The organism is Aestuariibius violaceus, from assembly GCF_040779325.2.
GTDB classification, from domain to species: domain Bacteria; phylum Pseudomonadota; class Alphaproteobacteria; order Rhodobacterales; family Rhodobacteraceae; genus Aestuariibius; species Aestuariibius violaceus.
Map to the genome: position 1 here is coordinate 295778 of NZ_JBFONT020000003.1, position 26412 is coordinate 322189.

The 26412-nt window shown below is 60.8% G+C and carries 22 protein-coding genes, 2 tRNA genes and 1 pseudogene; 16 read left to right on the forward strand and 9 right to left on the reverse strand.

Going from position 1 to position 26412, the window contains the following annotated elements:
- Positions 1 to 83 precede the first annotated feature (83 nt).
- The 4 genes from gpt to fabI are packed head-to-tail and all read right to left on the reverse strand — an operon-like array spanning position 84 to position 2646.
- Positions 84 to 587: a xanthine phosphoribosyltransferase gene (gpt, locus tag AADZ90_RS13490; RefSeq protein WP_367310534.1), complete on the reverse strand. Its 504-nt coding sequence runs from the start codon at positions 585 to 587 to the stop codon at positions 84 to 86.
- 12 nt (positions 588 to 599) lie between these two features.
- Positions 600 to 1211: a LysE family translocator gene (locus AADZ90_RS13495; protein WP_367310535.1), complete on the reverse strand. Its 612-nt coding sequence runs from the start codon at positions 1209 to 1211 to the stop codon at positions 600 to 602.
- The gene (locus tag AADZ90_RS13500) at positions 1208 to 1816 is read right to left on the reverse strand and encodes a LysE family translocator (RefSeq protein ID WP_367310536.1); all 609 of its coding nucleotides are present in this window, start codon (positions 1814 to 1816) and stop codon (positions 1208 to 1210) included. Before AADZ90_RS13500 ends, AADZ90_RS13495 begins: the two co-directional genes overlap by 4 nt.
- A complete protein-coding gene (gene fabI / locus AADZ90_RS13505) occupies positions 1813 to 2646 on the reverse strand; it encodes an enoyl-ACP reductase FabI (protein WP_367310537.1) in 834 nt (277 codons plus the stop codon). The genes AADZ90_RS13500 and fabI overlap by 4 nt, the downstream gene beginning before the upstream one ends.
- A 111-nt stretch (positions 2647 to 2757) precedes the next feature.
- On the opposite strand from fabI, the gene pdxH reads away from it, so the two are divergent.
- The 5 genes from pdxH (at position 2758) to AADZ90_RS13530 (ending at position 5765) form a co-directional block, all read left to right on the forward strand.
- Positions 2758 to 3393 carry a pyridoxamine 5'-phosphate oxidase gene (pdxH, locus tag AADZ90_RS13510; protein WP_367310538.1) on the forward strand — a complete coding sequence of 212 codons (636 nt, stop codon included), beginning with the start codon at positions 2758 to 2760 and terminating at the stop codon, positions 3391 to 3393.
- A 118-nt stretch (positions 3394 to 3511) separates the two neighbouring features.
- Positions 3512 to 4036 carry a cold-shock protein gene (locus tag AADZ90_RS13515; protein WP_367310599.1) on the forward strand — a complete coding sequence of 175 codons (525 nt, stop codon included), beginning with the start codon at positions 3512 to 3514 and terminating at the stop codon, positions 4034 to 4036.
- Positions 4033 to 4497 (forward strand): DUF192 domain-containing protein, encoded by a 465-nt coding sequence (locus tag AADZ90_RS13520; protein ID WP_367310539.1) that lies wholly within the window; start codon positions 4033 to 4035, stop codon positions 4495 to 4497. Before AADZ90_RS13515 ends, AADZ90_RS13520 begins: the two co-directional genes overlap by 4 nt.
- A gap of 57 nt (positions 4498 to 4554) precedes the next feature.
- A tRNA-Pro gene (locus AADZ90_RS13525) sits at positions 4555 to 4631 on the forward strand.
- 150 nt (positions 4632 to 4781) lie between these two features.
- Positions 4782 to 5765: a hypothetical protein gene (locus tag AADZ90_RS13530; protein WP_367310540.1), complete on the forward strand. Its 984-nt coding sequence runs from the start codon at positions 4782 to 4784 to the stop codon at positions 5763 to 5765.
- Positions 5766 to 5835: 70 nt separating this feature from the next.
- Here the strand turns inward: AADZ90_RS13530 and AADZ90_RS13535 are convergent, their stop codons facing one another.
- Positions 5836 to 6297, reverse strand: a complete 462-nt coding sequence (locus AADZ90_RS13535) for a hypothetical protein (RefSeq protein ID WP_367310541.1) — start codon at positions 6295 to 6297, stop codon at positions 5836 to 5838.
- A gap of 410 nt (positions 6298 to 6707) precedes the next feature.
- Here AADZ90_RS13535 and AADZ90_RS13540 point away from each other — a divergent pair, with 410 nt between their 5' ends.
- From AADZ90_RS13540 to AADZ90_RS13550, 3 genes are all read left to right on the forward strand, one after another.
- The gene (locus AADZ90_RS13540; RefSeq protein WP_367310542.1) at positions 6708 to 10331 is read left to right on the forward strand and encodes a vitamin B12-dependent ribonucleotide reductase; all 3624 of its coding nucleotides are present in this window, start codon (positions 6708 to 6710) and stop codon (positions 10329 to 10331) included.
- Positions 10332 to 10526: 195 nt separating this feature from the next.
- Positions 10527 to 10612 (forward strand) — tRNA-Leu (locus AADZ90_RS13545).
- A 139-nt stretch (positions 10613 to 10751) separates the two neighbouring features.
- Positions 10752 to 11063 carry an integrase core domain-containing protein gene (locus tag AADZ90_RS13550; protein ID WP_411997036.1) on the forward strand — a complete coding sequence of 104 codons (312 nt, stop codon included), beginning with the start codon at positions 10752 to 10754 and terminating at the stop codon, positions 11061 to 11063.
- A 356-nt stretch (positions 11064 to 11419) separates the two neighbouring features.
- Here the strand turns inward: AADZ90_RS13550 and AADZ90_RS13555 are convergent, their stop codons facing one another.
- The 4 genes and pseudogenes from AADZ90_RS13555 to AADZ90_RS13570 form a co-directional block, all read right to left on the reverse strand.
- Positions 11420 to 11734: a hypothetical protein gene (locus tag AADZ90_RS13555; RefSeq protein WP_367310543.1), complete on the reverse strand. Its 315-nt coding sequence runs from the start codon at positions 11732 to 11734 to the stop codon at positions 11420 to 11422.
- Between the two features lie 2 nt (positions 11735 to 11736).
- Positions 11737 to 13149 (reverse strand): hypothetical protein, encoded by a 1413-nt coding sequence (locus AADZ90_RS13560; protein WP_367310544.1) that lies wholly within the window; start codon positions 13147 to 13149, stop codon positions 11737 to 11739.
- Positions 13142 to 14560, reverse strand: a complete 1419-nt coding sequence (locus AADZ90_RS13565; protein WP_367310545.1) for a DUF4123 domain-containing protein — start codon at positions 14558 to 14560, stop codon at positions 13142 to 13144. The genes AADZ90_RS13560 and AADZ90_RS13565 overlap by 8 nt, the downstream gene beginning before the upstream one ends.
- Positions 14561 to 14739: 179 nt before the next feature.
- A pseudogene (locus AADZ90_RS13570) lies at positions 14740 to 15123 on the reverse strand (integrase core domain-containing protein); the annotation flags it as partial.
- A gap of 581 nt (positions 15124 to 15704) precedes the next feature.
- Between AADZ90_RS13570 and AADZ90_RS13575 the strand changes: the two are divergent.
- The 8 genes from AADZ90_RS13575 to AADZ90_RS13610 all read left to right on the forward strand — a co-directional run bounded on the left by AADZ90_RS13575 (position 15705) and on the right by AADZ90_RS13610 (position 26117).
- Entirely contained in the window at positions 15705 to 16976 is a 1272-nt protein-coding gene (locus AADZ90_RS13575; RefSeq protein ID WP_367310547.1) for an imelysin family protein, read from the forward strand.
- Between the two features lie 21 nt (positions 16977 to 16997).
- Complete coding sequence (locus tag AADZ90_RS13580; RefSeq protein ID WP_367310548.1) at positions 16998 to 17402, forward strand: hypothetical protein; 405 nt, start codon at positions 16998 to 17000, stop codon at positions 17400 to 17402.
- Between the two features lie 77 nt (positions 17403 to 17479).
- Positions 17480 to 19021 (forward strand): di-heme oxidoreductase family protein, encoded by a 1542-nt coding sequence (locus AADZ90_RS13585; protein ID WP_367310549.1) that lies wholly within the window; start codon positions 17480 to 17482, stop codon positions 19019 to 19021.
- Positions 19021 to 19965, forward strand: coding sequence for an imelysin family protein (locus AADZ90_RS13590; RefSeq protein ID WP_367310550.1), 945 nt, complete (start codon positions 19021 to 19023; stop codon positions 19963 to 19965). The genes AADZ90_RS13585 and AADZ90_RS13590 overlap by 1 nt, the downstream gene beginning before the upstream one ends.
- Positions 19965 to 21026 (forward strand): DUF1513 domain-containing protein, encoded by a 1062-nt coding sequence (locus AADZ90_RS13595; protein ID WP_367310551.1) that lies wholly within the window; start codon positions 19965 to 19967, stop codon positions 21024 to 21026. Before AADZ90_RS13590 ends, AADZ90_RS13595 begins: the two co-directional genes overlap by 1 nt.
- 207 nt (positions 21027 to 21233) lie before the next feature.
- Positions 21234 to 23033 carry an NAD(P)-binding domain-containing protein gene (locus AADZ90_RS13600; RefSeq protein WP_367310552.1) on the forward strand — a complete coding sequence of 600 codons (1800 nt, stop codon included), beginning with the start codon at positions 21234 to 21236 and terminating at the stop codon, positions 23031 to 23033.
- Positions 23034 to 23300: 267 nt separating this feature from the next.
- A complete protein-coding gene (locus tag AADZ90_RS13605; protein ID WP_367310553.1) occupies positions 23301 to 23756 on the forward strand; it encodes a hypothetical protein in 456 nt (151 codons plus the stop codon).
- Between the two features lie 591 nt (positions 23757 to 24347).
- Positions 24348 to 26117: a sensor domain-containing protein gene (locus AADZ90_RS13610; protein ID WP_411997037.1), complete on the forward strand. Its 1770-nt coding sequence runs from the start codon at positions 24348 to 24350 to the stop codon at positions 26115 to 26117.
- Positions 26118 to 26412 lie beyond the last annotated feature (295 nt).

Sequence of the window (26412 nt, forward strand, 5' to 3'; positions counted from 1 at the left end):
GACCTTAACGCGCGACGATCCGGATGAGGGATGCGAGGATTCATCTGGCCAGGACTATGCACGACGCAACGCCTGCCATCAGCTTAATCGGTGCCCCGGTAGGGCTGGACATATTGCAGCGCCATGTCCCAGGGAAAGAAGATCCAGGTATCCTGGCTGACCTCGGTGATGAAGGTGTCGACCTGAGGTCGCCCCTTGGGCTTGGCGTAGACGGTCGCAAAGTGCGCCTGAGGGTAGAGCGATCGGACGAGCTCCAGCGTTTTGCCTGAATCGACCAGATCGTCGATGATGAGGATGCCGGTGCCGTCGCCCATGATGTCGGGATGGGGGCTTTTCAGGACCTTTGCGTCGGACTGGTCCTGGTGGTCGTAGCTCTTGACCGAGATCGTGTCGACTGTGCGGATGTCGAGTTCGCGCGCGACGATCATGGCAGGTGCCATCCCGCCGCGGGTGATGGCCACGACCGCGCGCCAGGCCCCATTGTCAGGCCCATGGCCGTCCAGCCGCCAAGCGAGCGCGCGGGCATCGCGATGGATCTGGTCCCAGCTGATGTGAAAGCCCTTTTCGTGGGGAAGGCGGTCGGTCATGGGCGGGCTCCGTCAGGTGGTCGCGATCTTGGCGCCTAGGAGGGCCACGATGCCACCGAACGCCCGGTCGAGCCAGCCTTTCGCCCGCGCATAGGCGCGCCGCGGCGCGGGGCGCGAGAAAACGAGGCTGAGGATGGCGTACCAGACAAATTCGATGGCGAAGATCAGCGACAGGATGATAGTGGCATCGGTGGCGGTTGGGTCGGTCGGCATGATGCCGGTGAAGACGGCTGCAAAATAGGCGAGCGCCTTGGGATTGGCGAGGTTGGTCAGAAGGCCGAGGCGGACCAGTGCAACAGGGCTTTTGACATGTGCGGCCGAGATCTCGGGCATCGGCTCGGACGCCTTGCGCCAGAGAGAGATGCCGATCCAGATCAGGAACGCCGCACCGATCAGGCGCAAGGCGGTTTGCAGATAGGGCGCGATCTCGAAAATCAGCGACAGGCCGGCCATCGCGCCGGCCGCCCAGACGATGATGGCCAGCGCAAGACCAAGCGACAGGAGCAGGCCAGACTTCACGCCCTCAGCGGCAGCGGTCTTGATCGTCAGCACACCGGCTGGCCCGGGGCTCATTGCGATCAAGGCCTGAAGGCCCGCAAGGGTGAGGAGGGCAGACAGGGTCATTGGTCGCTGCCGAAAGCAAGGCGCAGGCCGAGGGTACCCATCACTCCGGCGGCGATCCGGTCAAACGCCGTTTTTAGCCGGGCATAGCCGCGCGCCACGGCCGGGCGGGCGAGGAGGGCGGTGAGCGCTGCATAAAGGACAAGCTCCAGTAAAAGGTGGTTCGCCGTGATCGTCGCGACCTCAAGCCAGCCAAGGTTCGGTGGGAAGATCACCACCAGAACGGAGGCGGCGAAGAGGATCGATTTCGGGTTTCCGAGGTTTACGAGAACGCCCCGCTGGAGGGCTCGGCGCTGGACCTCGGGCGTGCTGGTCAGAGGCGCCCTGGCGCTGCGCCACGTCTCTATCGCGATCCAGATCAGGTAGGTCGCCCCGGCGATGCGCAAGGCGGTTGCGGCCCAGGGCACGACCTCGAACAGGATCCCGAGGCCAAGAAGGGCGGCCAGTGTCCATATCGACGCGGTCAGCGCGAGGCCAAGCGCCGCCGCCATGCCGGCGCGGCGACCGTTGGCCAGGGTGGTCTGGGTGACGACGAGGAAGGCGGGGCCGGGGGACAGCCAGGACGCAAGGAGCGCAAGATTAAAGAGGAGCAGGTCGGCGCCGCTCACTCCGCCGCCCTTTTCTCGTCCGGTGCGGCCTTGGAGATGTCTGGTGCATCGACCGCTTTCATTCCCACGACGTGGTAGCCCGCATCGACATGCAACACCTCGCCCGTCACAGCGCTGCCGAGATCGGAGAGCAGATAGAGTGCGGACTTGCCGACCTCTTTCTGCGTCACGGTCCGGCGCAGCGGAGCGTTATACTCGTTCCACTTCATGATCAGACGGAAATCGCCGATACCCGATGCGGCGAGCGTTTTGATCGTGCCTGCCGAGATCGCGTTCACGCGGATGTCCTGCTTGCCGAGATCCTCGGCCAGGTAGCGCACGGATGCCTCGAGTGCGGCTTTTGCGACACCCATGACGTTGTAATGCGGCATCACCTTTTCGGCGCCATAATAGGTCAGCGTCAGGCAGGAGCCGCCCTCAGTCATCAGCTTTTCGGCCCGCTGGACGACCGCGGTGAAGCTGTAGACGGAGATGTCCATCGACATACGGAAATTGTCGCGCGAGGTATCGACATAGCGGCCGCGGAGCTCGTTCTTGTCGGAAAAGCCGATGGCGTGAACGATGAAATCGAGCTTGCCCCAGCGGTCGGCGAGTGCGTCAAAGAGCGCGTCGATCGAGGCCTCGTCGCCTACGTCGCACGGCAGGACGATGTCCGATCCGACCTGCGCGGCTAGGGGATCAACCCGTTTCTTCAGCGCCTCGCCCTGATAGGAGAAGGCCAGTTCAGCGCCGTGTTCGGCCAGGGCTTCGGCAATGCCCCAGGCAATGGATTTATCGTTGGCGAGCCCCATGATGAGCCCGCGCTTCCCGTCCATGAGCTTCGCGGTCATTTTATCGCACCTTCCTGTCCTCGCCGGTCTAGGCGATTGACCTTGCGCCATCAAGAGTGACCGGTACGCGGCAAGGCCTTGGTTTTCGCCGATGATCTGGTAGGAAGGCGTATGACTGACAAAAACGATCAGAGTTCTCGCGGCGGCATCTTTGCCGGAGAGGATCCGGTCGCGCTTGCGTCTGAATGGCTGGCCGAGGCGGAAGCGACGGAGCCGGTGGACGCAAACGCGATGTCTCTCGCAACGGTAGATGCGGGCGGTGTGCCAAATGTCCGGATCGTTCTGCTGAAAGAAATTGAGCAAGCGCAAAAAGGCGGCGGTTTTCTATTCTATACCAACTATGAAAGCGCCAAGGGTCAGGAGCTTGCAGCGTCGGGTCAGGCGGCCGGCTTGCTCTACTGGAAGTCGCTGGGCCGCCAGGTGCGCTTGCGCGGGCCGGTCAGCCGCGAGGATGGGGCGAAAGCAGACGCCTATTATCGGTCGCGCCCGCTCGGAAGCCGCCATGGCGCCTGGGCATCACATCAATCGCAGGAGATTGCGTCACGTGAACAGCTTATCACCAGGGTCTCGGAGATTGAGCGCCGTTTCGGAGACAATCCACCGCGTCCGCCTCATTGGGGCGGATACCGCATCATTCCACTTGAGATCGAGTTCTGGGCAAACGGTGAATATCGGCTTCATGACCGATTTCGCTGGACACGGTCTGCTCCATCTGGATTGTGGAATATAGCACGTTTGAGCCCGTGAAATTCACGTCGCACAAACGACACCAATAGAAAACCGTCAACTCATGGCTTGAATGATGACGCTAGAGCAACCACACAACCTCTCGTGGCAAGAAGAAGAGGTAGAACGGACTAACTTAATGGATGACGAGAAGCGGACACGTGGTGAGGTGCGTGGCCACGTGAAATGGTTTGACCCGGCGAAAGGGTTTGGCTTTGTTGTTGCTGAAGAAGGCGGGCCGGACATCCTCCTGCATGCCAACGTGTTGCGCAATTTCGGTCAGAACTCTGTCGCCGACGGATCCGCCGTCGAGATCGACATCCAGCAGACCGATCGCGGAATGCAGGCGACGGCGATCTACCGCATCGATCCTCCGGAAGCCGGGGACGCCGTCGCGCTGAGCGACTTCGCCGCCTATGACGAAGACATGCTCGCCCAGATCCCGGTCGAGCCGGCGCGCGTGAAGTGGTTCGACAAGACGAAGGGGTTTGGCTTCGCCAACGTGTTCGGTTTGTCGGATGACATCTTCATCCATATCGAAGTGCTGCGCCGTTCTGGCCTTGCCGATCTGCAACCGGGTGAGGCCGTCGGCCTGAAGGTCGTCGAGGGCAAGCGCGGTCGAATGGCCACAGCGGTCCTCGCATGGGATGCCTCGCTGAAATGATCCGCGCCTGCCTCACGGCGTCTGCCGTGCTGGCTGGCAGCGGCGCCCTTGCCGACTGTGCCGAAGATCTGGTCACAGTGGCGGGCGCTTTCGGCCAAGCGCAGTTCAACATCGAACTGGCAGACGATCCGGAGGAACGGGCGCGCGGCCTGATGTTCCGCGAGGATCTTCCCACCTTCGACGGGATGCTTTTCGTCTATGACGCGCCCGGCCGTGTCGCCTTCTGGATGCGGAACACGCTTATCCCCCTCGACATGATTTTCGTCGACGAAACCGGGCGCGTGACCCAGATCCACGAGAATGCGGTTCCCGGCGACGTGACACCGATCCCCGGCCCAGATGACACGCTGGCCGTTCTTGAGATCAACGGTGGCCTGGCCGGGCGGCTTGGCATCGCAGAGGGGGCCATGCTGGGCCATCCGGCCTTCAATCAGGAGATTGCCGCACTTCCCTGCGGCTGAACTGGTTTCAGGCCCTTTTCAAATCGCAAGAAGCGCCATATGAGAGCGGCTGTGGTCCGGGGCGTGGCGCAGTCTGGTAGCGCACCTGTTTTGGGTACAGGGGGTCGTGAGTTCGAATCTCGCCGCCCCGACCATCTTTCCAGGGACATTGTTGTCTATTGGTTTGGGCATCTTCCCAGCCCGTCCGGGCATGTGGAGGCATCCTTGCCGATTGAATGACTTGCTTCTTGCGCGCAAGCATCATGGGAAAGCCGTTCTGAGGCTGAACCAAGGAGCGATCATCCATGGCCGTGGGATTGAATAGACAGACTGCCGATCAGGTGCCGACGGCGTTTTTCCACGGCCGCGGGCCGGTGTGGGAGAAGGGGAGAGCGGGTCGGATGGATTGCCTCAGCCTGCTGCGCTCCGTGCTGATGGATCGCGGGTATGTCATAGAGTGGCGCGAGCTGTCAGACGATGTGGAAAGGCTGGCTCAAGCAGATCCGAGGCATTTGCATGTCGTCGTGGACGATATGCCCGTTGCGGGAGACAACGTACTTTTCTGTGTCCCCTCCTACCTGAATGGTTTCTGGTATCTTGACCGCGTTGGAACACGCAACAACTCTGCTATGCGCACGCGTCTCTTCCGCCCTCAAGGTATGAGCAGGGCCTATGCAAGGGAGTTTGCCGGCAAGCTCCGCGCGAAATTCATAGACGATAATCGGTCAAAGTTTGATCAGGAGCTGGTGGACGGCTTCACGCCTGAGCCCGGTGCAATCTGTATCTTTCCCCAGAGGTTCAAGGCACCGAAGTACTATCGGCACTATATGAGCTATCCGGACCTGATCGACGGCGTAATTGCCAACCGTGGTACGCGGCGGATCTACATCAAGCCCCACCCACGCCAAAAGACCGAGGAACTCGCGGTGCTGATGGGGTATCACGATCCGGGCGCAGGCATTGAGGTGACGACCCACTCAATTCATGGCCTGCTGGCCCAGGCCGGCGCAGCAGTAAGCCTGAGTTCTGCAGTTCTGGTTGAAGCCCAGATGCATGGCGTGCCTGGCGTCGTCGCCGGTCAGGTGGATTTCCATCACAACATGGTCGTGATCCGCGAACCGGACCATATAGGCGCCGCGCTTGAGCAGGCGTTCATCCAGAGGTTCGAGTACGAGAAGTTTCTCGTCTTCTTCTTTGCGCACGGGATGGTCCAACCTCGACTGCGACGAAAAGCGCTCGAGCGTATGGGGGCCGTTTTGACGGAGATGGGATTTGGGGCTCATGTCTGATGCACCATGCATCTGGCAACATGCGGGCGCCTGGCGGACGCATTGAAGCGCTCGCCAAAATGGCGGGAACTTATGCGAGAGGGCGGCCTCCGGCCTGGGTCAGCAGAATGGCCATCCGCCGTTCGAGGCGCATGTCCCGTAACCGGATTCGGATCGTGCCGCCGTCGCGCTGCGGCACGCGGACGAAATTGTCCGTCGTGACCAGATAGCCGCTGCCCCGTTCTTCTGTATCGAAGCGGAAGACGAAGCGGGGAAGGTCTTCGAGGTTGCCATCATATTCGAGGATGATTCCAGCCGTGGCCTCTGGCGGCAGCAGCATCTCGCAGCTGAACGAATCGCCTTGATGGCGACGGATCTCGTCTCCCGGGCCGGAGCAGGCCTCTTGCGCAGCGTCGAGGAGGTCTGACGGGTATTCGGAAAAGTAGGCGGCCTGGGCACCGGGGCGGTCGGCTACAGCGAACTGGGCCACGTCGACAGGCGGTGCGCAGGCGGCGAGCGGCAGCATCAGAAAGGCAAGGTATGCAGCGCGCATCGCTGATCTCCGATTGATTGCCGACACACCGTGGCATGGGGTGCAGCGGGGGGAAAGCGGAAAGGCAAGCAGCATCGATGCAGTTTCTCAGGAGGCCGAGGAGAATCGCGGTTTTCCACAGAAGATCCACGTCAAATGAAAAAAGTTGTGGACGAGCTGAATTTAGCGTTGACCCGTTGTGTAATCATACGTCAGTTTGTGTGAGCCGACCGGGGGCACACAACATTTAGTGGCTGGCGGCGCGAGACGGGAGAAACCCAAGCGGGCCTTGAAAACAAGGGACCGAGCCGTGGAGCGGGCGCTTCAGGGCGGGATGGTGTCGTGCCAAGTGGTTGGAAGGTTCGCCGCAAGAGCGGGCCAGAATGAGGAAAAGGTTGACCCCGGCAGGGGCAGAGAACGGGACAGATGCCATGAAGATTGATCGCAGGTTCACGAAATCCGGCAAGGACGCTTACGAGGGGTTGGACTTCACCGAGACCTCTTCGGAGATCCGCAATCCGGACGGGACGATCGTCTTCAAACTTGAGAATTGCGAGATTCCCGGATCGTGGAGCCAGGTGGCGAGCGATGTCATCGCGCAGAAGTATTTCCGCAAGGCGGGCGTTCCGTCGAAGCTCAAGCCGGTCCGCGAGAAAGGCGTGCCGTCCTGGCTTTGCCGTCATGAAGCGGCCGAAGGTGCCGAGTTCGGCGGAGAGACGTCGGCCAAACAGGTCTTCGACCGGCTGGCGGGGGCCTGGACCTACTGGGGCTGGAAGGGCGGCTACTTCTCGTCCGAGGACGACGCCCGCGCTTACTTTGACGAGATGCGCTACATGCTCGCCACCCAGCGGGCCGCGCCGAATTCGCCGCAGTGGTTCAACACAGGCCTGCACTGGGCCTATGGTATCGATGGCCCGGCGCAGGGGCATTATTACGTCGACTGGAAGAGCGGGAAGCTGACCAAGTCGAAAAGCTCGTACGAGCATCCGCAGCCCCATGCCTGCTTCATCCAGTCGGTTGCCGATGACCTCGTGAACGAAGGCGGCATCATGGACCTCTGGGTCCGCGAGGCGCGGCTGTTCAAATACGGCTCGGGCACCGGCACCAACTTCTCGTCGCTCCGCGGCGAAGGCGAGAGCCTGTCGGGCGGCGGCAGGTCGTCGGGCCTCATGGGATTTCTCAAGATCGGGGACCGGGCGGCCGGCGCGATCAAATCAGGCGGGACAACCCGTCGGGCAGCGAAGATGGTGATCTGCGACGCCGATCACCCCGACATCGAGGACTTCATCAACTGGAAGGTCATCGAAGAGCAGAAGGTGGCCTCGATCGTCGCCGGATCGAAGATGCACGAGGAAAAGCTCAACGGCATCTTCGCCGCGATCCGGGACTTCGACGGCAGCGCAGAGGGGGCCTATGACCCCGCCAAGAACACCGCGCTGAAGACAGCGATCAGAGCGGCCAAGAAGGTCGCCATCCCCGAGACCTATATCAAGCGCGTGCTGGACTACGCCAAGCAGGGCCATACCAGCATCGAGTTCCCGACCTACGACACCGACTGGGACTCGGAAGCCTACAGCTCGGTCTCGGGGCAGAATTCCAACAACTCGATCCGGGTGACCGATGCCTTCCTCAAGGCGGTCGAGGAAGATGGCGACTGGGACCTCATCAACCGCGTGGACGGGTCGGTCTCGAAAACCATCAAGGCCCGCGATCTGTGGGAACAGGTGGGCCATGCGGCCTGGGCCTGCGCCGATCCCGGCATCCAGTACCACGACACGGTCAACGCCTGGCATACCTGCCCGGAGGATGGAGCGATCCGCGGATCGAACCCGTGTTCGGAATACATGTTCCTCGACGATACGGCGTGCAACCTCGCCTCGATGAACCTGCTGACCTTCTTCGAAGACGGCCAGTTCCAGGTTGAGGACTACATCCACGCCACGCGGCTTTGGACGCTCACGCTTGAGATCAGCGTGATGATGGCGCAGTTCCCGTCGAAAGAGATCGCGCAGCTGTCCTATGACTTCCGGACGCTGGGGCTGGGCTACGCCAATATCGGCGGGCTCCTGATGAACATGGGGTTGGGCTACGACTCGGATGAGGGTCGGGCCCTGGGCGGCGCGCTGACGGCGATCATGACGGGCGTCGCCTACGCGACCTCTGCCGAGGTCGCCGGAGAGCTGGGCGCCTTTTCAGGCTACGAGCGGAACCGCGATCACATGCTGCGGGTCATCCGCAACCACCGTGCGGCCGCCTATGGGTCGACCGAGTACGAGGGGCTGGCGGTCAAGCCGGTACCGCTTGACGCCGACAACTGCCCCGACGGGCGGCTGGTGATGATCGCCCGGTCCTGCTGGGATGAGGCGCTGAAGCTGGGTGTCTCCAACGGTTACCGGAACGCACAGGCGACGGTCATCGCACCGACCGGCACGATCGGCCTCGTCATGGATTGCGACACGACGGGGATCGAGCCGGACTTCGCGCTGGTGAAGTTCAAGAAGCTGGCCGGCGGCGGCTACTTCAAGATCATCAACCGGTCGGTTCCGGCAGCGCTTGAAAAGCTGGGCTACGGATCGGCCGAGATCGAAGAGATCGTGGCCTATGCCGTCGGGCACGCCACACTCGGCAACGCACCGGGCATCAACCACACCGCGCTGATCGGCCATGGCTTCGGCCCGGCCGAGATCGAGAAGATCGAGGCGGCGCTGCCGTCGGCCTTCGACATCCGCTTTGTCTTCAACCAGTGGACGCTGGGTGAGGAGTTCTGCACCGGCACGCTGGGCATCCCGGCCGAGAAGCTGAACGATCCGACCTTCGACATGCTCAAGCATCTGGGCTTTGCCAAGGCGGACGTGGACGCGGCGAACGATCATGTCTGCGGGACGATGACGCTGGAAGACGCCCCGCATCTGAAGGAAGAGCATTACACCGTCTTCGACTGCGCCAACCCCTGCGGCAAGAAGGGCAAGCGGTTCCTGTCGGTCGACAGCCACATCCACATGATGGCCGCCGCGCAAAGCTTCATCTCCGGCGCGATCTCGAAGACGATCAACATGCCGAACGATGCGACCATCGAGGATTGCAAGGCCGCCTACGAGCTGAGCTGGTCCCTTGGCGTGAAGGCGAACGCGCTTTACCGCGATGGCTCCAAGCTGTCCCAGCCGCTGGCCGCGGCACTCGTAGAGGATGACGAAGAGGCGCTGGAGGTCTTGGAAAGCGGGTCGGCCCAGGAGAAGGCCGTCGTGCTGGCCGAGAAGGTGGTCGAGAAGATCATCGTCAAGGAGATCGCCACACGCCACCGCGAAAAGATGCCGGAGCGCCGCCGGGGCTATACCCAGAAGGCGATCGTCGGTGGCCACAAGGTTTACCTGCGGACGGGTGAGTACAAGGATGGCTCGCTGGGCGAGATCTTCATCGACATGCACAAGGAAGGCGCGGGCTTCCGGGCGATGATGAACAACTTCGCCATCGCCGTGTCGGTCGGTCTGCAATACGGCGTGCCGCTGGAGGAATTCGTGGACGCCTTCACCTTCACCCGGTTCGAACCGGCGGGAATGGTGCAGGGCAACGAGACGATCAAGAACGCGACCTCGATCCTCGATTACATCTTCCGGGAACTGGCGGTCAGCTACCTCGACCGGACGGATCTGGCCCATGTGAAGCCAGAGGGCGACAGCTTTGACGAGCTCGGCCGGGGCGACGAAGAAGGCAAGCGCAACTTCCGCGAGGTCCCGGGCGCAACCGGCTCGTCACCGCTGGAGGTGCTCAAGCAAGTCGCTTCGACCGGATATCTCCGCAACCGCGTGCCCCAGGGCTTTACCGTCCTCGAAGGCGGGGCAGGGCAGACTTTGGCCACTCTGGAGACACTGGCGACCGAAACCAGCGCCGCCGTGGCCGTCGCCGAGACCTCGACCCTCGCGCTCACGGTCCGCGACAAGGCCAAGATGCAAGGCTACGAGGGCGACCCTTGCGGCGAATGCGGCAACTACACGCTGGTCCGCAACGGCACCTGCATGAAGTGCAACACCTGCGGCGCGACGAGCGGGTGCAGCTGATCAAGAGACCCTGAGGGGGTGCGCTCCCTCTGGCGGCGTCCAGGCCGCAGGCAACAAAACAATATCGAGCGGTACATAATTGAGCCTGGACGGCGAAACTGGGGGACCTTCGGGTCCCCCTCTTTCTTTGCGGGGTCGGGCTGATGATGTGAGTGGTTGCGTGCCTCATGCTCCAAGGGTAGGAGATTCGGGCTGGCCGGTGTGGCGGAATGGTAGACGCAGGGGATTCAAAATCCCCCGATGGCAACATCGTGAGAGTTCGAGTCTCTCCACCGGCACCATCTGCTCGCCTTTCTTGACATCCCCCTCTAAGACGTTGAATGGAAAGGCTGTTTTTGGGGTTCGATACTCTGTTTTTCGAAAGCCACTGAGAGGCTATGCAAACGCTAGGTTCAGTACGGTTCTTTTGAGGGCCAGGAGTTGGTCGTAGACACCTCGCTCTCGGGGCTGCGCGTCACGCGGGAGCTGATGGCGATCATGGCCCGACGCGGGAAGCCCAGAACCGTTGTGAGCGACAATGGGACGGGACTGACCAGTATGGCTGTGTTCAGATGGTGCAAGGAAACGCGGATCGACTGGCTACATCGCGCCGTGCAAGCCAACGCAGAACGCATTCGTCGCGTCGTTCAACGGCAGTTTCCGGGCGAGCTTTTGAAAGAAACTCTGTTCTCATCGCTGGCCGATGCACGGGAGAAGATCACCGCATGGAAAGAGGACTACAACCGACACTGACCCACTCGTCCCTCGGCAATCTCGCGCCGCAGGAACTTACACTAAAATCGAGACCGGAAGCCCAGGGCGCATAAGGCCAGAAATCACCCGACGGATGCTCCAACGACTGGAGGGAAGTCGGGCCTTAGGTCAGCCAGAGTACAAGGTATCGGTAAAGCTGCCGAAGGAAGTTGAGATGCTATTCGCCCACCTCAACACATCCTCGGCCGTGGGTGCCTTCGACTATGAGGCTCTTGCGGCGCGAACGGACGAATTCCTCCTCCCCGCAACCGGCCAGAACCTGAAGGGGCTATGATCGTCACCGCATCCTTGGTTCTGTCGGAGGTAAGATTGGATGCGGCTCGTCATTGGCGATATCATGATCGGCATGTCGTATGCCGGTGGATGCGGGTACCATCGGGCGTCTCTTCAAACGTGATCGCACGGTCTGGCTGGCCAGGCTGCGACAAGGTGAACGTCAGCGGGACGCCTGACGGAACGAGGAAATCATCGGCATCACTACTTGCTACCTGAACTTGGCCAAGTTGACTGCCGTCTGCAGCCCGCGCGCTGACTTCAATCGGCTCGTCACAGGTATTGACAACGAGCAGTACTGTTCCGGTTTCCTCGATCCGTGGAGCTCCCACAGGAACACAGGCTGGTAGGGCAAGCATGAAAAGAAGAAACCGCATCTCTATCGTCCAACAGTAACATTTGACAGCCAGATCAAAGCTTTAACGTCGTACTCTGCGGCAATGTAGCGATCTGGGTTGATGTAGAAGTCGTAGTACTTCATCAAATCCGCTGCCGTGCCAGACCCGATCGGAGCCTCGTAACCTTTTTCGCCTGTTGAAGGTGTATCATAGCCGCTCGTGAGGCCCTGAGAGCTACCTTTATGAACCCAAGAGTAATTGTCTGCCCCTTCACTTTCGAAAGCATAGGTAGCCAAAACGGCATGTCCCATCTCGTGCGCAATTGTTTGCTCGAAATCGGCATCTGCTTTCGCCTGTGCATCGGCCGCAACCGCTGACTGAGATTTTTGGCTGGCGGTAGGCCTTTTGGCGTTTATCTGCTCCTCCCTGGCAAGAAAGTAGCCGTACGAGTACCACGTCCTTGTTGTATCGCTGAAAAGATCACCTGCCCCTCTCACGAAGCCTACACCGCAGGCACATGACGAATTAACCGACCGCCCGAAGTCTTCTTTCATACTGACCTCAAGCGTCATGCTTGGGGTTGCGTCCTGTTGCTGCGCGACCGGTTTCACTGCGACCTGGTAACTCCCGTTCGACGTGGTAATCCGGCCCTCACTTAATGGGACGGACAAGGTCGATGAACTAACATTGGAGGCATTACGGCCCCAATGTCTGGCGATCCCTACGAGAGCCATCGCTTGTAGAACAGCATAGCTGCGCGGGGAGGTGCCTCGTCCATCAACGCCCCCGTCGTCAAAGGCGATCCGCCACTCGACGTCAACGGTTCGCGCGCCCCGATCAACAATCACGTCGACCCAGTCTGCAGGCTCGCGGCATCCGGTGAAGGGGCGGCCGCGCAGGGCGGCGCGGTGATCTCGAAATGCCTGCCCCTTCACACCGACCACACGGATCTGCAGATTTGCCATCTTGAGGAGCTTGGTCGAGAGAACGTCATCCACATACCCGTCCCAAAGCCATTGATAACTGCCTTCGGGCACGGCACCTGAACCGACCGCTAAGTATCCTGACGATGACGTCCCCAATTGCCACCTTTTCAAGGTCAGCCCGTCTGGTCCGTGCACGGACCGCCCGTCGACAAGCTCCACGAATAATTGGTCGACGCCGTCATCCCTGACCTGGATCGCGAAGGTTACCAGTTCCCTGCCCGGTGGCCCCGCGCCAGGAACGAATGGCGTAACATCGGTCTTATTTCTGCGCCATGTATTCCAGCCGGCTATGTCGAAACCGTCAATCTCGAGCGGTGTCAGGACGCTCTCGATAATGTCGATCCTGACGTTGAATGGGCAGTCGGCAGTGCAACGTGTAATATCTGGTGGAAATCCTGGAAGTGAGTTCGACAGTGTTGCAGGGTCGAGCAACAGCCCGCCCGCTGTCTCTTTTGTAATCTTATACATTAGATCCCTCCAAAGCAGCTTCGTGCAGCCGCAATAGTTTTTCTCCCCTCTTGCGGGCATGGGTCAGAACCGCATCCAGCCGCTCGGAAATCGTGCCTTGATCTGCCTTTAGCGTCTCGCCAATCCAAGGCGTCAGTGGGTCCCGGTCGAAGCCAAGACCAAAACAGAGCGACAGACCCAGATAGAGACCCCGGTCACGTTCAGTAGAAACTCCGTAGCGATCCCCCGCTCGGGCAATAGCGATCTGCGCATGGGCCTTAACATCATCTGGTTGGATGCGGTCGCCGAAACGTGGCGCAGAAATCGATTGTAGCCTGAGTAAGACTTGATCTGGTGTTACTTGGTGAGCAGCTATTAGCGCCCCCAGGGCATCGAGCGTTTCGCTCAACATCGCAGCGGACTTCTCCATCTGCATTCCGAAGACGTCGTGTGCTGCAGAGCGGAAGCGATGGGAAATCGTGGTCATCCGGCGGTCGGCCGGGCTGCGTTCCCCAGTCAGCTCCTGGTTCAGCCAACGGTGAAGGGGGTCACGATACCATAGAGCACCCAGATACAGCATCAGATGACCGAAATAGGCAACTTCGCCCGGCGCGGTAATCCCGCAATCCAATGCGGCATTAAGGGAGTGCTGGCCGAAAGCCTGGCGATGCTCTTCTTTCAGCCCACGCATTCGTACTGGCTGCCGTGCAGCCATTTCAGCCAGGAAAGCAGCCCGAAAACGCTCTTGTTGAGTCGCAACAAAGATCCGACGATCATCCTCGTCAAGCGCTGCAGGCGCGCGCTTTTCAGGCAGCGCATCCTGTCGAACCGTTGCTACGATTAAGGTCTTTGCCGTCGCTTCGGGGAGCATGATGATGCTTTGTAGCTTCGTGCCCGAAGCGTCTTGCAACCAAGCGGCGGCCCTGTCCGCCCTCCGCCCAACCGACCGTGGGATGTAGGCTGACATGACTGACGGATCAGCCAGCCGAAACCATGACCATCGCCCTGCCTCGTCGCGCAGTCTGACGAAACGTCGGAGGTGCGCCGCCATTTCGTCCAGCCCAGTCGCTGCCCGAAAGATGACCCCCGTCCGAAGGAGATCCCGCCGGCCTAGGAAAGTTATCTCAAAGTCGCTTCGGCTCTCTCCGATGGCGGTATTCGCGAAGCGAAGGAGAACCGGTGCGACATCTGCAAGTTCCCTTGCTTGCGGTCCGTTCAAGAGGGGCTTGTAGGGTAAATCAAGGTCGGAATTCGCAAAACTGCCGTTAACACGTTCGTACAGCGCAGGATCGAGTAATAGGAACGTTTGAAGATCGGCAGTATCTTCAATCGTGATCTTCGACAGGATCCCTTCACCCTCGGGATCTCCAATCGGGACGTGTGCGATCGTCAGATAAGGGAAAGAGTCCTCAGCTACTGAAACTGACGTCATGGTCTAAAGATCCAGAAATAATCGGTTTACTAAACACTCCCTTATTGTCCCATGAGCTGCGGGCCCGCAATGCTTCGTTTTGCCATCCCGTGGACGTTGCATCCTTTTTGTCGCCTGAACCGTCTAGTCGCGTCGATACGAGCGAATAATGTGACCTGCCCCAACGAAGTGGTCCGGTTTCAGTCTTGGTGCATGATGGATCTGAGAGCTACAGTTGGGTTGGCCGGCGAAGCGGCGCCGGATGGCGGAGCCGGCCATTGCACAACCTCCGGGGCTGGTGGCCGATAGCCCAGCGATGAGTGCGGGCGCTTCGTGTTGTGGTGCTGGCGCCAGCCCTAGATGATGATCCTTGCTTCGGCGAGGCTGTAGAAGATCTCACCCTTGAGCAGCTCATCCCGCAGTTTCGCGTTAAAGGTCTCGCAATAGCCATTCTCCCAAGGGCTGCCAGGCTCGATGTAGGCGGTTATGGCGCCGACTGCCGCAATCCACTCCCGCACCGCCATACCCACGAACTCCGGGCCATCGTCTTATCTGATATGACCCGGGACGCCCCGCAGGATGACCGTCTGCGCAGCACCTTCCTTTGGGTCGAGCGATGCTGACTGAGCACGCAACAGGCGAGGCGTAGCGAAGATCGAAGAAGCCAAACTCGGTTTAGGCGAAGACTTCTTGTTGGAGACAAGCGCGATCCGTCAACTGCGCCGCGACCTATGCTGCCTGGTTTGAGGCACCGGCTGCCTCAACTTCGCAGCGCGAAGCGATCGGTCGCGGTGATGTATGGCTCCGGAGGCTCGCTTCTCTGAAGATCGCAGGCTAAAGTCGCTCCCTTCCTTTCCCTCCCACCCCTACCACCCGGTTTGATCCTCGGTGCGCGGCAGGCGCCACGTTCCTTGTTGACATATCTGACAAATTCACTCAGCCTTTCATTAGCCACTCACTTCATGTGGGCAAGCCAGAATCCGATCAATAGATTGACAGAACGCAAGTCGGGGTCTGCGGAAGGATCCTCTGACGTCATGCGCGCAGAGTTGTGCTGGGAGGTCTTTCGGCGCCCTGACGCAAGCTGAAGTACGTCAACCCTCCCATGCGCCCCTGACCATCCGGCGACTCTCGAGTTGGTAAGAACAATGAAGGACAGCTCTCTATGAGATCCGTGACCCTCGTCACAAGCGCCCTAACTCTCTGCCTCGGCACCGCTGTTACGGCCCAAGAGACATCGACACGCGGGGCGGTTCTTGAAACCTATGCCGATATCGCGCTTGCTAAGTACGAAGACAGTCTGACGGCCGCTCAGGCGCTTCAAGCGGCTGTTAACGCGCTGATCGACGATCCCTCCGCCGAGGCGTTGCAGGCCGCGAAACTGGCCTGGCTGCAATCGCGGGTGCCCTATCAGCAGACCGAGGTCTACCGGTTCGGAAACGCCATCGTTGACGATTGGGAGGGCAAGGTAAATGCCTGGCCTTTGGACGAAGGGCTGATTGACTATGTCGACGCGGTCTATGGCGGCGCAACCGACGAAAACCCCTACGCGGCGCTCAACGTCATCGCCAACCCGGCCTTCACCCTCTCCGGCACCGAAATCGATGCCTCCGACATCACGCCCGCGCTGCTGGAAGGCGAGCTGCACGAGGCCGACGAGGTCGAATCGAACGTCGCCACCGGCTATCACGCGATTGAGTTTCTCCTCTGGGGGCAGGACCTGAACGGCACCGGTCCGGGCGCGGGCGAGCGTCCGTGGACCGACTATGCGGCGGGTAATGTCTGCACGAACCGCAATTGCGACCGGCGCGGCGCATACCTGAAGGCTGCAACCGACCTTTTGGTGTCCGACCTCGAATGGATGGTCGCCCAGTGGCAGGAGGGCGGCGATGCCCGTGAGGCTGTCATCGAAGACGAAACCGCCGGGATCTCCACCATCCTGACCGGCATGGGCTCCCTCAGCTATGGCGAGCAGGCGGGCGAGCGGATGAAGCTGGGCATCATGCTCAACGACCCGGAGGAAGAGCATGATTGCTTTGCCGACAACACCCACAACAGCCATTTCTACGACGGCCTGGGCATCCGGAATGTCTATCATGGGCGCTATGTCCGCATCGACGGCACGGTGGTCGAGGGGGCGTCGCTCTCCTCCCTCGTCGCGGCTGCTGACGAGGCCGTCGATGCGGAACTGAAGGCGCGGCTCGACGCGACGATGTTCGAGTTGGGCGAGATCAAGACGGCGGCCGAGGCGGGTTTTGCCTATGACCAGATGCTGGCCCAGGGGAACGCGGCGGGGGAGGAACTGATCATGAGTGCGGTCGATGCGCTCGTCGCCCAGACACGGTCGATCGAGCGGGCCGTCGCGGCGCTTGGCGTGGAGGCGATCGCCTTCGAAGGGTCTGACAGCCTCGATAATCCGGATGCGGTCTTTCAGTAGGATGACGGATCGGAGTGCGGGATGAGATACCTTGCAGTCATGGCGGCAGTCCTTTTGCCCGCACCGGCGCTGGCCGAGTACCGGCTGGACCTGACCGAAACCGGGATGCGGGACTATTACTGCACGATCACAGTCGCGCTTACCAATGGCGGTGCCGAGGCCCTGACCGAGGTCAACGCATATTTCCTGTCCTTCGTCGGCGACCGGCAGGTGGGCCGGTCCAAGGGCGCGTCCTTTCGGGACGTGCCCGCTGGGGGCACCGCAGAGGCGGTGTTCGAGACGCCGAACGCGCCGTGCGAGGATGTCACGGCCTACCACATGGTGATTGGCGCCTGCCGGATCGGACAGGGGTTCGAGGACAAGGCGGTCTGCGCCGGACGGATGGATCTGGAGGCGCCTTTCGCGTCGGTCGACACACTGAACTGAAGGCCACGGGTGCGCGGTCTTGGTGATCCAGATCAAAGAAGTCCCCCTCTAAACCTGACAGGAAAACTTGGTAATTGATGATCCTAAAGAGCCGATCAGGGCAGCGCGTGCGTCTTTCTGCGATCCTTTTCATCTGCTTCGGAACCGGCCTGTCGGCGGACGAGCCGGGTTTGGCGGATCTGCATCTGTCCGTCATCCCCCGCACCGCGGAGGAGGCTGCGCGGATCGCTGACGTCACCGGGCCCACGACCGATTTCACCGTGCCCGAAGCGTTCGAGGCGCGCCCGGCGGGCGCTGCCACTGTCCGCGCCCGCCGCACGGCGGATGCGTTTTCCCAACCCTCGGCGTTGCTCGATTTCGAGGGCGAGATGGATTTCCGGGTCGGCAACGGGCTTTTCAAGAAACTGTGGGTCTCCTCGCCTGCCTCGACGCTGGCCTCCGACGGGCTAGGGCCGCTCTACAATGCGCGGTCCTGCCAGCGCTGCCACCTCAAGGACGGGCGTGGCCACCCGCCCGAAGGGCCGGAGGACAGCGCCGTTTCCATGGTCGTCCGGATGGGCATCCTCTCAGACAGAGAAATGGCGCGGATCGAAGGCTACATCGCCACCGATCCCGATCCGGTCTATGGCCGCCAGCTTCAGGATTTTTCGGTTGCGGGCCACCCGGCCGAAGGGTGGCTGACGATCACCTATGAGGAGACCGTGGTCGCGCTTTCCGGCGGCGAGACGGCCACGCTCCGCAAGCCCATCTATGGTGTCGCTGATCCCGGCTATGGCCCCTTCGATCCCGCGACCGTCTTCAGCCCGCGGGTCGCGCCCCAGATGATCGGCCTCGGCCTGCTCGAGGCGATCCCGGTCGAGGATATCCTGGCCGGCGCGGACCCCGAAGATCTGGACGACGACGGCATCTCGGGCCGCCCGAATATCGTGATGTCCGCCGAATACGGCGTGCCGATGCTGGGCCGCTTCGGCGTTAAGGCCACGGCGCCAACGCTGCGCCAGCAATCGGCCGACGCGTTCTCGAACGACATCGGAATTTCGACGACGCTGCACCCCGCGGGCTTTGGCGAATGCACGGAAGCGCAGGCTGCCTGCCGGAGCGCGCCCGACGGCAGCACCGATATCCACGACGGGGTTGAGATCGGCGACGTCGGTCTGGATCTCGTCGCGTTCTATTCCGCCAATCTCGGCGTGCCTGCCCGGCGCGATATCGATGACCCGGAGGTGCTGCGCGGGAAGGAGATGTTCTATGAGGCCAATTGCACCGCCTGCCACAGGCCGAAATTCGTGACCCACAGGCTGGAGGACCGGCCCGAGGTAAGCTTTCAGCTGATCTGGCCCTATACGGACCTGCTGCTGCACGATATGGGCGAGGATCTGGCCGACAACCATCCGGCGGGCCGTGCCGACGGTCAGGAATGGCGCACGCCGCCCCTTTGGGGTATCGGTCTGACCCAAACCGTCAGCGGCCACACCTATTTCCTGCACGACGGCCGTGCCCGGTCCCTGCTCGAGGCGATCCTCTGGCACGGCGGCGAGGCGGAGGATGCCAAGCAAGAGGTGATCGACATGGATCCCCAAGACCGCGCCGCCCTGATCCGGTTCCTGGAAAGCCTGTGATGCGCGGAGCGTTCCTGGCCCTGCTGGCCATTCCGTCGGTTGCGACCGCAGATGTCGAAAGGGCGATCACCGACCACATCCTGCCGGGCTACGAGGCGTTCGAGGACGCCACCCTTGCCCTGCGGGAGGTTGGCAACTGCGATCCGGTGGCAGTTGAACCGGCCTACCACGCGGCCTTCGACGCCTGGATGGGCATCAGCCATATCCAGTTCGGCCCGATCGAAGACCAGAACCTGATGCTGGCCATCGCCTTCTGGCCCGACCCGAAGAACAGCACGGGCCGGGCCCTTGGGCAACTTGCCCGCGACGCGGATCCGATCGTCTTGGACCCCGCGACTTTCGCCGAGGTTTCCGTCGCCGCGCGCGGCCTTTTCGCGATGGAGCGCCTGCTGGCGGAGCCGCCGGTCGAGGGCGAGTATCTCTGCGCTCTGCTTCAGGCCGTAGCCGTCGATCTCGGCCGGTCGGCGGAAGAGCTGAATGGCGCCTGGACCGCGCACGCCGCCCTGATGCGCAATCCGGGCCCGGAAAATCCGGCCTATCGCTCGCAGGAGGAGGTCGAGCGTGCGCTCTTCACCTCTCTCGCGACGGGTCTCGAGTTTCTTCACGACCAGCGTCTCGGCCGTCCGCTTGGCACGTTCGATCGACCCCGCCCCTTAAGGGCGGAAGCCCGCCGGTCCCGTCGCAGCCTCAGGAACGTCACCCTCTCGCTTATGGCGCTGCGCGATCTCAGCGCGACGCTGGCCAACGCGCCGGAGCTTCTCGCCGCATTCGATCGCGCGATCGAGACGGCGGAAGGCATCGACGACCCGGCTTTCGAAGGTGTGGCGCGGCCCGGCAGCCGCCTGAGGATCGAAGCGCTGCAAAGCCAGGTCCGCCAGATCCAGGAACTGACCGAAGAAACCTTCGGCATCGAGGCGGGCTTCAACGCCCTCGACGGCGACTGATGGCCACGCGCCGCACGTTTCTCAAAGGCCTGGTGGCCAGTGCCGGCCTCCCCGCTGCCAGCTGGGCGGATGCGGGCCATCCGGCCTATCTCTCCGCTGCGCAGACCCCCGGCGGCGGCTACATCCTCTGTGGTCTGCGCAGCGACGGCAGCCTGACCTTTAGCCTTCCCCTGCCGGATCGCGGCCACGCCGCCGCCGCGCATCCCCACGTGCCAGAAGCCGTCGCCTTTGCCCGTCGCCCCGGCACCTTTGCCCTTATTCTCGACTGCATGACCGGCCGCGTCCTGCACCGCCTCGATGCTCCGCCCGGGCGCCATTTCTACGGCCACGGTGCGTTTCTCTACGAAGGCGATCTTCTTTGCACGACCGAGAACGACATCGAAACGGGTGAGGGCCGGATCGGCCTCTGGGCCCGCGCCGCGGCCTATATGCGGGTGGGAGAGATCGCTTCTGGCGGCATCGGCCCGCACGACATTCTGCACCTTCCGGGCGCCAACCTGCTCGCCGTTGCCAATGGCGGCATCCGCACCCACCCCGATACCGGGCGCGAGAAGCTGAACCTCAACACGATGCGCCCGAACCTAACCATTATCGGTGCAGACGGCTCCATCTTCGACCAAGCTGCCTTGCCCGACGATCTGTACCAGAACTCCCTCCGCCACCTCGCCGTCAATCCGGCGGGAGAGGTCGCCTGTGCGTTTCAGTGGCAGGGAGACCCCTTTGCCGCGCCACCGCTGCTGGCCGTCTACCGCGACGGTACACTCACCCTCGCGGACATGTCTGAGGCCGAGAACCGCGCCTTGGGCGGCTATGTGGGTAGTGTCGCCCACAGCCGTGACGGCCGAGAGATCGCGGTCACCTCCCCCCGAGGCGGCGTGGCTTACTGCCTGGGCCCGGATCTGAGAGCGGCCGCCGTCCACCGCCAGGCAGATGTCTGCGGCGTGGGAGCCACCTGGGACAGCTTCCTCCTCACCGACGGGCTCGGCCAGGTCGCGACATTCGGCGAAGCCGCCAAGTCGAGCCACGACCTGCGATGGGACAACCACCTGATCGCAATCTGAGCCCAGGTTGAGCCTATTTCTCGAACCCGCCGAGCTCAACAGAGCTGGGCCAACGTGTGCCCTGCTGGGGAGGGAACCCGCCTAACGGTGCAACCCTAGACTCGCGTTCGCAACCGACGCCTTGGTAACGGCCAGCCAAATCTCTGGATTGGATTGGCATGGTTCCTCTAGAGTGCCTGCCCAAAAGGTGGGCAATGGGAGGATAAGATGCTTGATACGACACTAGCTGACCAGACGCAGGCATTTCTCGACAGTTTCGGCGCGGCTTTGGCAAGCGGCGACATCGATGCCGCAACGGCCATGTTTCAGGACGATTGCTATTGGCGGGACCTCGTCACCTTCACCTGGAACATCAAGACCGTCGAAGGCAAGGACCAGGTCGCCGACATGTTGCGCCGTCAGCTTGCGGTGACCAAGCCCACGGGCTGGAAGGTCGCCGAAGGGGAGGTGCCGACGGAGGATGGCGGCGTGACCACTGCCTGGATCGAATTCGAAACCGAGGTGGCGCGCGGCTACGGTTTGATCCGCCTGAAGGACGGCCTGATCTGGACGCTTCTGACGACGATGGTCGCGCTCAAGGGGCACGAGGAGCCGAAAGGGGTCCAGCGCCCTCTTGGCGCCAAGCACGGCGCGGGCAAGAACCGCACGACCTGGAAGGAAGAACGCGACAAGGAAGAGGCGGAGCTTGGCACCACCACCCAGCCCTATTGCCTGATCATCGGCGGTGGTCAGGGCGGCATCGCGCTTGGTGCGCGCCTGCGCCAACTGGGTGTCCCGACCATAATCGTGGAACGCAACGAGCGCCCGGGCGACAGCTGGCGCAAGCGGTACAAGTCGCTCTGCCTGCACGACCCCGTCTGGTACGACCACCTGCCCTACATCAAATTTCCCGAGAACTGGCCCGTCTTCTCGCCCAAGGACAAGATCGGCGACTGGCTCGAGATGTATACCAAGGTGATGGAGCTCAATTACTGGACCCGGACGACCGCCAAGTCCGCAACCTATGACGAGGATGCCAAGGAATGGACCGTGGTCGTCGATCGCGACGGTCAAGAGGTGGTTCTCAAACCCAGGCAGCTGGTTATGGCGACAGGTATGTCCGGAAAGCCGAACATGCCAAGCCCGCCCGGAATGGATAAGTTCAAGGGCGATCAGCACCATTCCTCGCAGCATCCGGGGCCGGACAAATACCGCGGCAAAAAGGCGGTCGTTGTCGGCTCTAACAACTCCGCGCACGATATCGCGGCCGCGCTTTGGGAAAACGACGTCGACGTAACCATGGTCCAGCGATCCTCGACCCACATCGTCCGGTCCGACACGTTAATGGAAATCGGCCTTGGCGATCTCTACTCGGAACGTGCGGTGAAGGCCGGTGTCACCACCGAGAAGGCGGATCTGATCTTTGCATCGCTGCCCTATGCGATCCTGCATGAGTTCCAGATCCCGGCCTATGCGGCCATGAAGGAGCAGGACAAGGACTTCTACGATGGGCTTGAAAAGGCGGGGTTCTGGCTCGATTGGGGGGACGACGAGTCCGGCCTCTTTATGAAGTACCTGCGGCGCGGGTCGGGATATTACATCGATATCGGCGCGAGCCAGCTCATCATCGACGGAGAGATCAAGCTGGCGCGGGGGCAGGTCGTCGAGGTCGACGAGACGGGTGTGATCCTGGACGATGGCACCCACCTCGACGCGGACGTCATCATCTACGCGACGGGCTATAACTCCATGAACGGGTGGATCGCGGATCTCGCCGGGCAGGAGATGGCCGACAAAGTTGGCAAGGTCTGGGGGCTGGGCTCGGACACCACGAAGGATCCGGGCCCTTGGGAGGGCGAGCAGCGCAACATGTGGAAGCCCACGCAGCAGGAGGCTCTGTGGTTCCACGGCGGCAACCTTCATCAATCACGCCACTACTCCCAATTCCTATCGCTGCAGATCAAGGCCCGCTTCGAAGGAATCGAAACGCCAGTTTATGGGCTGCAGGAAGTCCATCATCTGTCTTAAGGAATGCCAGATCTTCACAAACCAGCCCGCCTATCCGCCTTGGGTTGAGGCCAAGCCGATAACAGCTTTGTCAGCGAAGCATTGGTGGGGCAGGTGGCTTTCATGGCGAGGTTGTCTACCATCTCGTTACGCTTCGTGAGGCAACTTGGTACCTCAAGCGGTGGTGGCGTCCCGGCCACGCTGATGAACACGATAACCGTCGCATGATGGCGGTCGGGCTTCGATTGACCTACGGATGATCGGGTCTTTGGCTAAGGAGCGCGCATTATGGCGGCATGGGTGGATCTGGCGGCGGCTTTCGTGCTCGGCTGGGTCGTTTTCGTCAATATCCGTCACGGCAGCATAAAGAATGTTTCCGTCTACGCCCTGATCGGCCTGTTCGTTCTCAAGCTGATCATCGCCCCAGCCGCAGTTCCGATCTGGATCACGCTCCTCGGCGCCGCCATCGTCTTCGCCGCGGCCTTGGCACTCTTTGCACTCGGGACGTTCCCCGCTGGTGGGGCAAAGCTCGCGCCTGCCGCAGCGCTCTTCCTTCCGTTCGAGTGGTGGTTGCTGCTGCTGGCTGTCTTCATCGCCTCGGTCTTCGTCTTCTCGTTCCTCGCCGCGATGATCTACAAACTGTTCCGTAACGACGAAAGCCGTTGGGCTATCTTGCGCAAGAGGTACCTCCCGGTCGCGGTTCCGATCGCACTGACAACCTGGATCGGGATGTTCGCACTGTAGCGGACCGACTCTTTCCGGCCGTCAAGACTCCTCATCACGCCAACAATTGGCCCGATTAACAGAGCGCCGCCGAGGTCAGTCATTATCCAGAAAATATAAGGGGGTTTGCAACGGGCCGAGCGTTTATGATGGTCTTTGACGGGTGCATGCCCGACGGAATGCCGATATAGTCCAACATGAATTTGGGCCGTTAGCCGGCCTTCAAGACCCGGCTGTTTGGGCGAAGACCTGCTGACACGGTGAGAGAGATCGGACCCGGCTTCAGCAACAGAACCTTGCCCGGGCAACCTCGAGATAACCCGTCGGTTTTGCACCGCTTAGCACCCATCGCTCTTGTCGTTTGGTCAATCCAGTCTTCCATGCTGGATGGCTGCGTTCAAAGGGGGCGGGTCACCTCAATCGTTCCATTTTTCCTTAAAAAAGTCAGCATGTTGTCCGCGGTTTAACCGTTCCTAGTCGTTTGGGTGTCATAGGATTGGTGGAACCGTCTAGGCCCTGAACGTGATACCTGCTCATATATTCAATCAAATCAATGACAAGTGCACCGAAGGCCTTGCACTTGCTTTGGCGTCGAATGACGACGGAGCGGTCATGGAGCTTCAGTGGTGCAATAAAGCCTTTACCACGATCACCGGATACCAATCTGCCGAGGCTGTTGGGCAACGTGGAACCATCTTGATCGGTCCTGATTTGGAGCAGGGTGTTCACCTGTACATCATTGAAAAACTGATGAATTGGGAGAATTTTTCGACCAAGACTCTCAATAACCGCAAGAACGGCGAAGTCTATTGGCAGCGGATGACTTGGACACACCTATCAGATTCAGAAACGGGAAATCACTGGTGGCTTTGCTCAATCATCGAATTGGAGGAGGAACGCTCAGAGCCCGCTAAGCGCCCGATAGAGAGTTCCCCGATATCAGATCAGGAAAGCTACGCGAGAATTGCAAAAAAAGTTCACCGTCTGGAGAGGGAGAACGCCCGCTTGCATGAGCTCGCAAAGTCAGTGGCCAAGGATGCGAATGAAGACGCGCTGACGGGCCTTTCAAACCGGCGGCATTTCGAGGTTGAGTTGAAAACCTGGATCGAGAACTTAAAAAAGGACGGAACGGAATTTGCGGTGCTCTACATCGACTTGGATCGCTTCAAGTTCGTAAACGATACGTTGGGACATGATGCTGGAGATCGCCTTTTGGTTTCTGTCGCGAATATCTTGCGCGACTTGACCGATATATCTGATCTGGTCGCTCGTCTTGGCGGTGACGAATTCATAGTTATGAAGCCGCTAGGGGAGAGTGCCCTCAATATAAGCAATCTGGCCGATGAGATTGTCCAGAGGATGCAGGCGCCATTCAGATACGAAGGCAAGTCGACCGCCTGCAGCGCCAGTGTCGGGGTGGCAATTGCCAATGCCCATATGGACGATCCGGAACAGGTCGTCGCAGATTCCGATGCAGCGCTCTATCACGCGAAATCTCAAGGAAAGGGACGGTGGTCTTTCTTTACCGAAGAGATGCACGCCAACGCCCTTGCAACCAAGCAACTGGCTTCGGACCTGCTGCTTGCCTGCGATAGACATGAATTCATTCCTTACTTTCAGCCATTGATCGATGCGCAGACCGGTAGAATTGCTTGCGCCGAGGTCCTAGTAAGATGGTCTCATCCGACGAAAGGCCTTCTCGCGCCGGCGGCATTTCTTGATACCGCAGCGAGTATGGGTATCCTCAAGAGAATTGATGAGATCATCTTTGCGAGCCTGCATGGAGCTCTGTCCCGTTTTGATGAAGCGGGTGTCGACCTTCCGCGCGTTGCGGTGAATGTCTCCTCGGCCCGCTTGGCAGATCCAACTTTCATACACGACATCAAGAGTTCCGGTATTGATCCGGCAAGACTGACTGTCGAGATCCTAGAGTCGGTTTACCTTGATCGGATGGGTGACGTGGTTCAGTGGACCATAAACGAGCTTGATGAGATGGGTCTAACGATCGCGCTTGACGACTTCGGGACAGGACACGCTTCGGTGCAGGGTTTGCTAAAAATCAGACCTGCGATCCTGAAGATCGATCGCCACTTCATCCAACCTGTCGTCGCGGATGTGAGCGTCAGGCCGTTGGTCGCATCTATCATCGGTATCGGGAAGAGCCTCGGCATGCGCATGGTTGCTGAAGGCGTGGAGTCAGAAGAACACGCACGGCTCGTTAGCGATATGGGCTGCGATTATCTGCAAGGCTTTTACTTTGGCAGACCGATGAGTGAGGACGATCTGCTCGAAAAGCTCATCGAAACAAGGGGCAAGTTCTGGTCCCCTCGGCCATGGACCCTTGCTGGCAACATGAGGCGCGGTATTGGTCAAGCGATTTGATGGCCCCCCGGGTATTCTACGCTTAGTGATCCGAAGATCGTTTGCTTCGTGGCTGCGGTGCCGGCGCTTCGAGTCGGCAAGACCGATCACATAAGCTTGGTCCCGCTATCGAGAAGCGCACGGATCGCGATCCGTACTTTAGATGTCCTATGCGGCCGCCGTCGCGGCGAGCTGGGTTGCGCGGTAAAGCGCCTCGTTTGCACAGGATGTTGGGGGGGTGGCGGCACAAACCTGTCTGCGGCCAGGTCCGACTTCATAGACACAGGATACATAGGCTCCATCCGCGATAGCGGAC

What these genes read in the sequence shown, in the direction of transcription:
- AADZ90_RS13495 (WP_367310535.1), bottom strand. Translation starts at nt 1,211, where the DNA reads ATGACCCTGTCTGCCCTCCTCACCCTTGCGGGCCTTCAGGCCTTGATC.
- AADZ90_RS13555 (WP_367310543.1), bottom strand. Translation starts at nt 11,734, where the DNA reads ATGCGGTTTCTTCTTTTCATGCTTGCCCTACCAGCCTGTGTTCCTGTG.
- AADZ90_RS13560 (WP_367310544.1), bottom strand. Translation starts at nt 13,149, where the DNA reads ATGTATAAGATTACAAAAGAGACAGCGGGCGGGCTGTTGCTCGACCCT.
- gpt (WP_367310534.1), bottom strand. Translation starts at nt 587, where the DNA reads ATGACCGACCGCCTTCCCCACGAAAAGGGCTTTCACATCAGCTGGGAC.
- AADZ90_RS13520 (WP_367310539.1), top strand. Translation starts at nt 4,033, where the DNA reads ATGATCCGCGCCTGCCTCACGGCGTCTGCCGTGCTGGCTGGCAGCGGC.
- AADZ90_RS13605 (WP_367310553.1), top strand. Translation starts at nt 23,301, where the DNA reads ATGGCGGCATGGGTGGATCTGGCGGCGGCTTTCGTGCTCGGCTGGGTC.
- pdxH (WP_367310538.1), top strand. Translation starts at nt 2,758, where the DNA reads ATGACTGACAAAAACGATCAGAGTTCTCGCGGCGGCATCTTTGCCGGA.
- AADZ90_RS13575 (WP_367310547.1), top strand. Translation starts at nt 15,705, where the DNA reads ATGAGATCCGTGACCCTCGTCACAAGCGCCCTAACTCTCTGCCTCGGC.
- AADZ90_RS13565 (WP_367310545.1), bottom strand. Translation starts at nt 14,560, where the DNA reads ATGACGTCAGTTTCAGTAGCTGAGGACTCTTTCCCTTATCTGACGATC.
- AADZ90_RS13540 (WP_367310542.1), top strand. Translation starts at nt 6,708, where the DNA reads ATGAAGATTGATCGCAGGTTCACGAAATCCGGCAAGGACGCTTACGAG.
- AADZ90_RS13515 (WP_367310599.1), top strand. Translation starts at nt 3,512, where the DNA reads ATGGATGACGAGAAGCGGACACGTGGTGAGGTGCGTGGCCACGTGAAA.
- AADZ90_RS13600 (WP_367310552.1), top strand. Translation starts at nt 21,234, where the DNA reads ATGCTTGATACGACACTAGCTGACCAGACGCAGGCATTTCTCGACAGT.
- AADZ90_RS13530 (WP_367310540.1), top strand. Translation starts at nt 4,782, where the DNA reads ATGGCCGTGGGATTGAATAGACAGACTGCCGATCAGGTGCCGACGGCG.
- AADZ90_RS13585 (WP_367310549.1), top strand. Translation starts at nt 17,480, where the DNA reads ATGATCCTAAAGAGCCGATCAGGGCAGCGCGTGCGTCTTTCTGCGATC.
- fabI (WP_367310537.1), bottom strand. Translation starts at nt 2,646, where the DNA reads ATGACCGCGAAGCTCATGGACGGGAAGCGCGGGCTCATCATGGGGCTC.
- AADZ90_RS13595 (WP_367310551.1), top strand. Translation starts at nt 19,965, where the DNA reads ATGGCCACGCGCCGCACGTTTCTCAAAGGCCTGGTGGCCAGTGCCGGC.
- AADZ90_RS13610 (WP_411997037.1), top strand. Translation starts at nt 24,348, where the DNA reads ATGGAGCTTCAGTGGTGCAATAAAGCCTTTACCACGATCACCGGATAC.
- AADZ90_RS13590 (WP_367310550.1), top strand. Translation starts at nt 19,021, where the DNA reads ATGCGCGGAGCGTTCCTGGCCCTGCTGGCCATTCCGTCGGTTGCGACC.
- AADZ90_RS13580 (WP_367310548.1), top strand. Translation starts at nt 16,998, where the DNA reads ATGAGATACCTTGCAGTCATGGCGGCAGTCCTTTTGCCCGCACCGGCG.
- AADZ90_RS13535 (WP_367310541.1), bottom strand. Translation starts at nt 6,297, where the DNA reads ATGCGCGCTGCATACCTTGCCTTTCTGATGCTGCCGCTCGCCGCCTGC.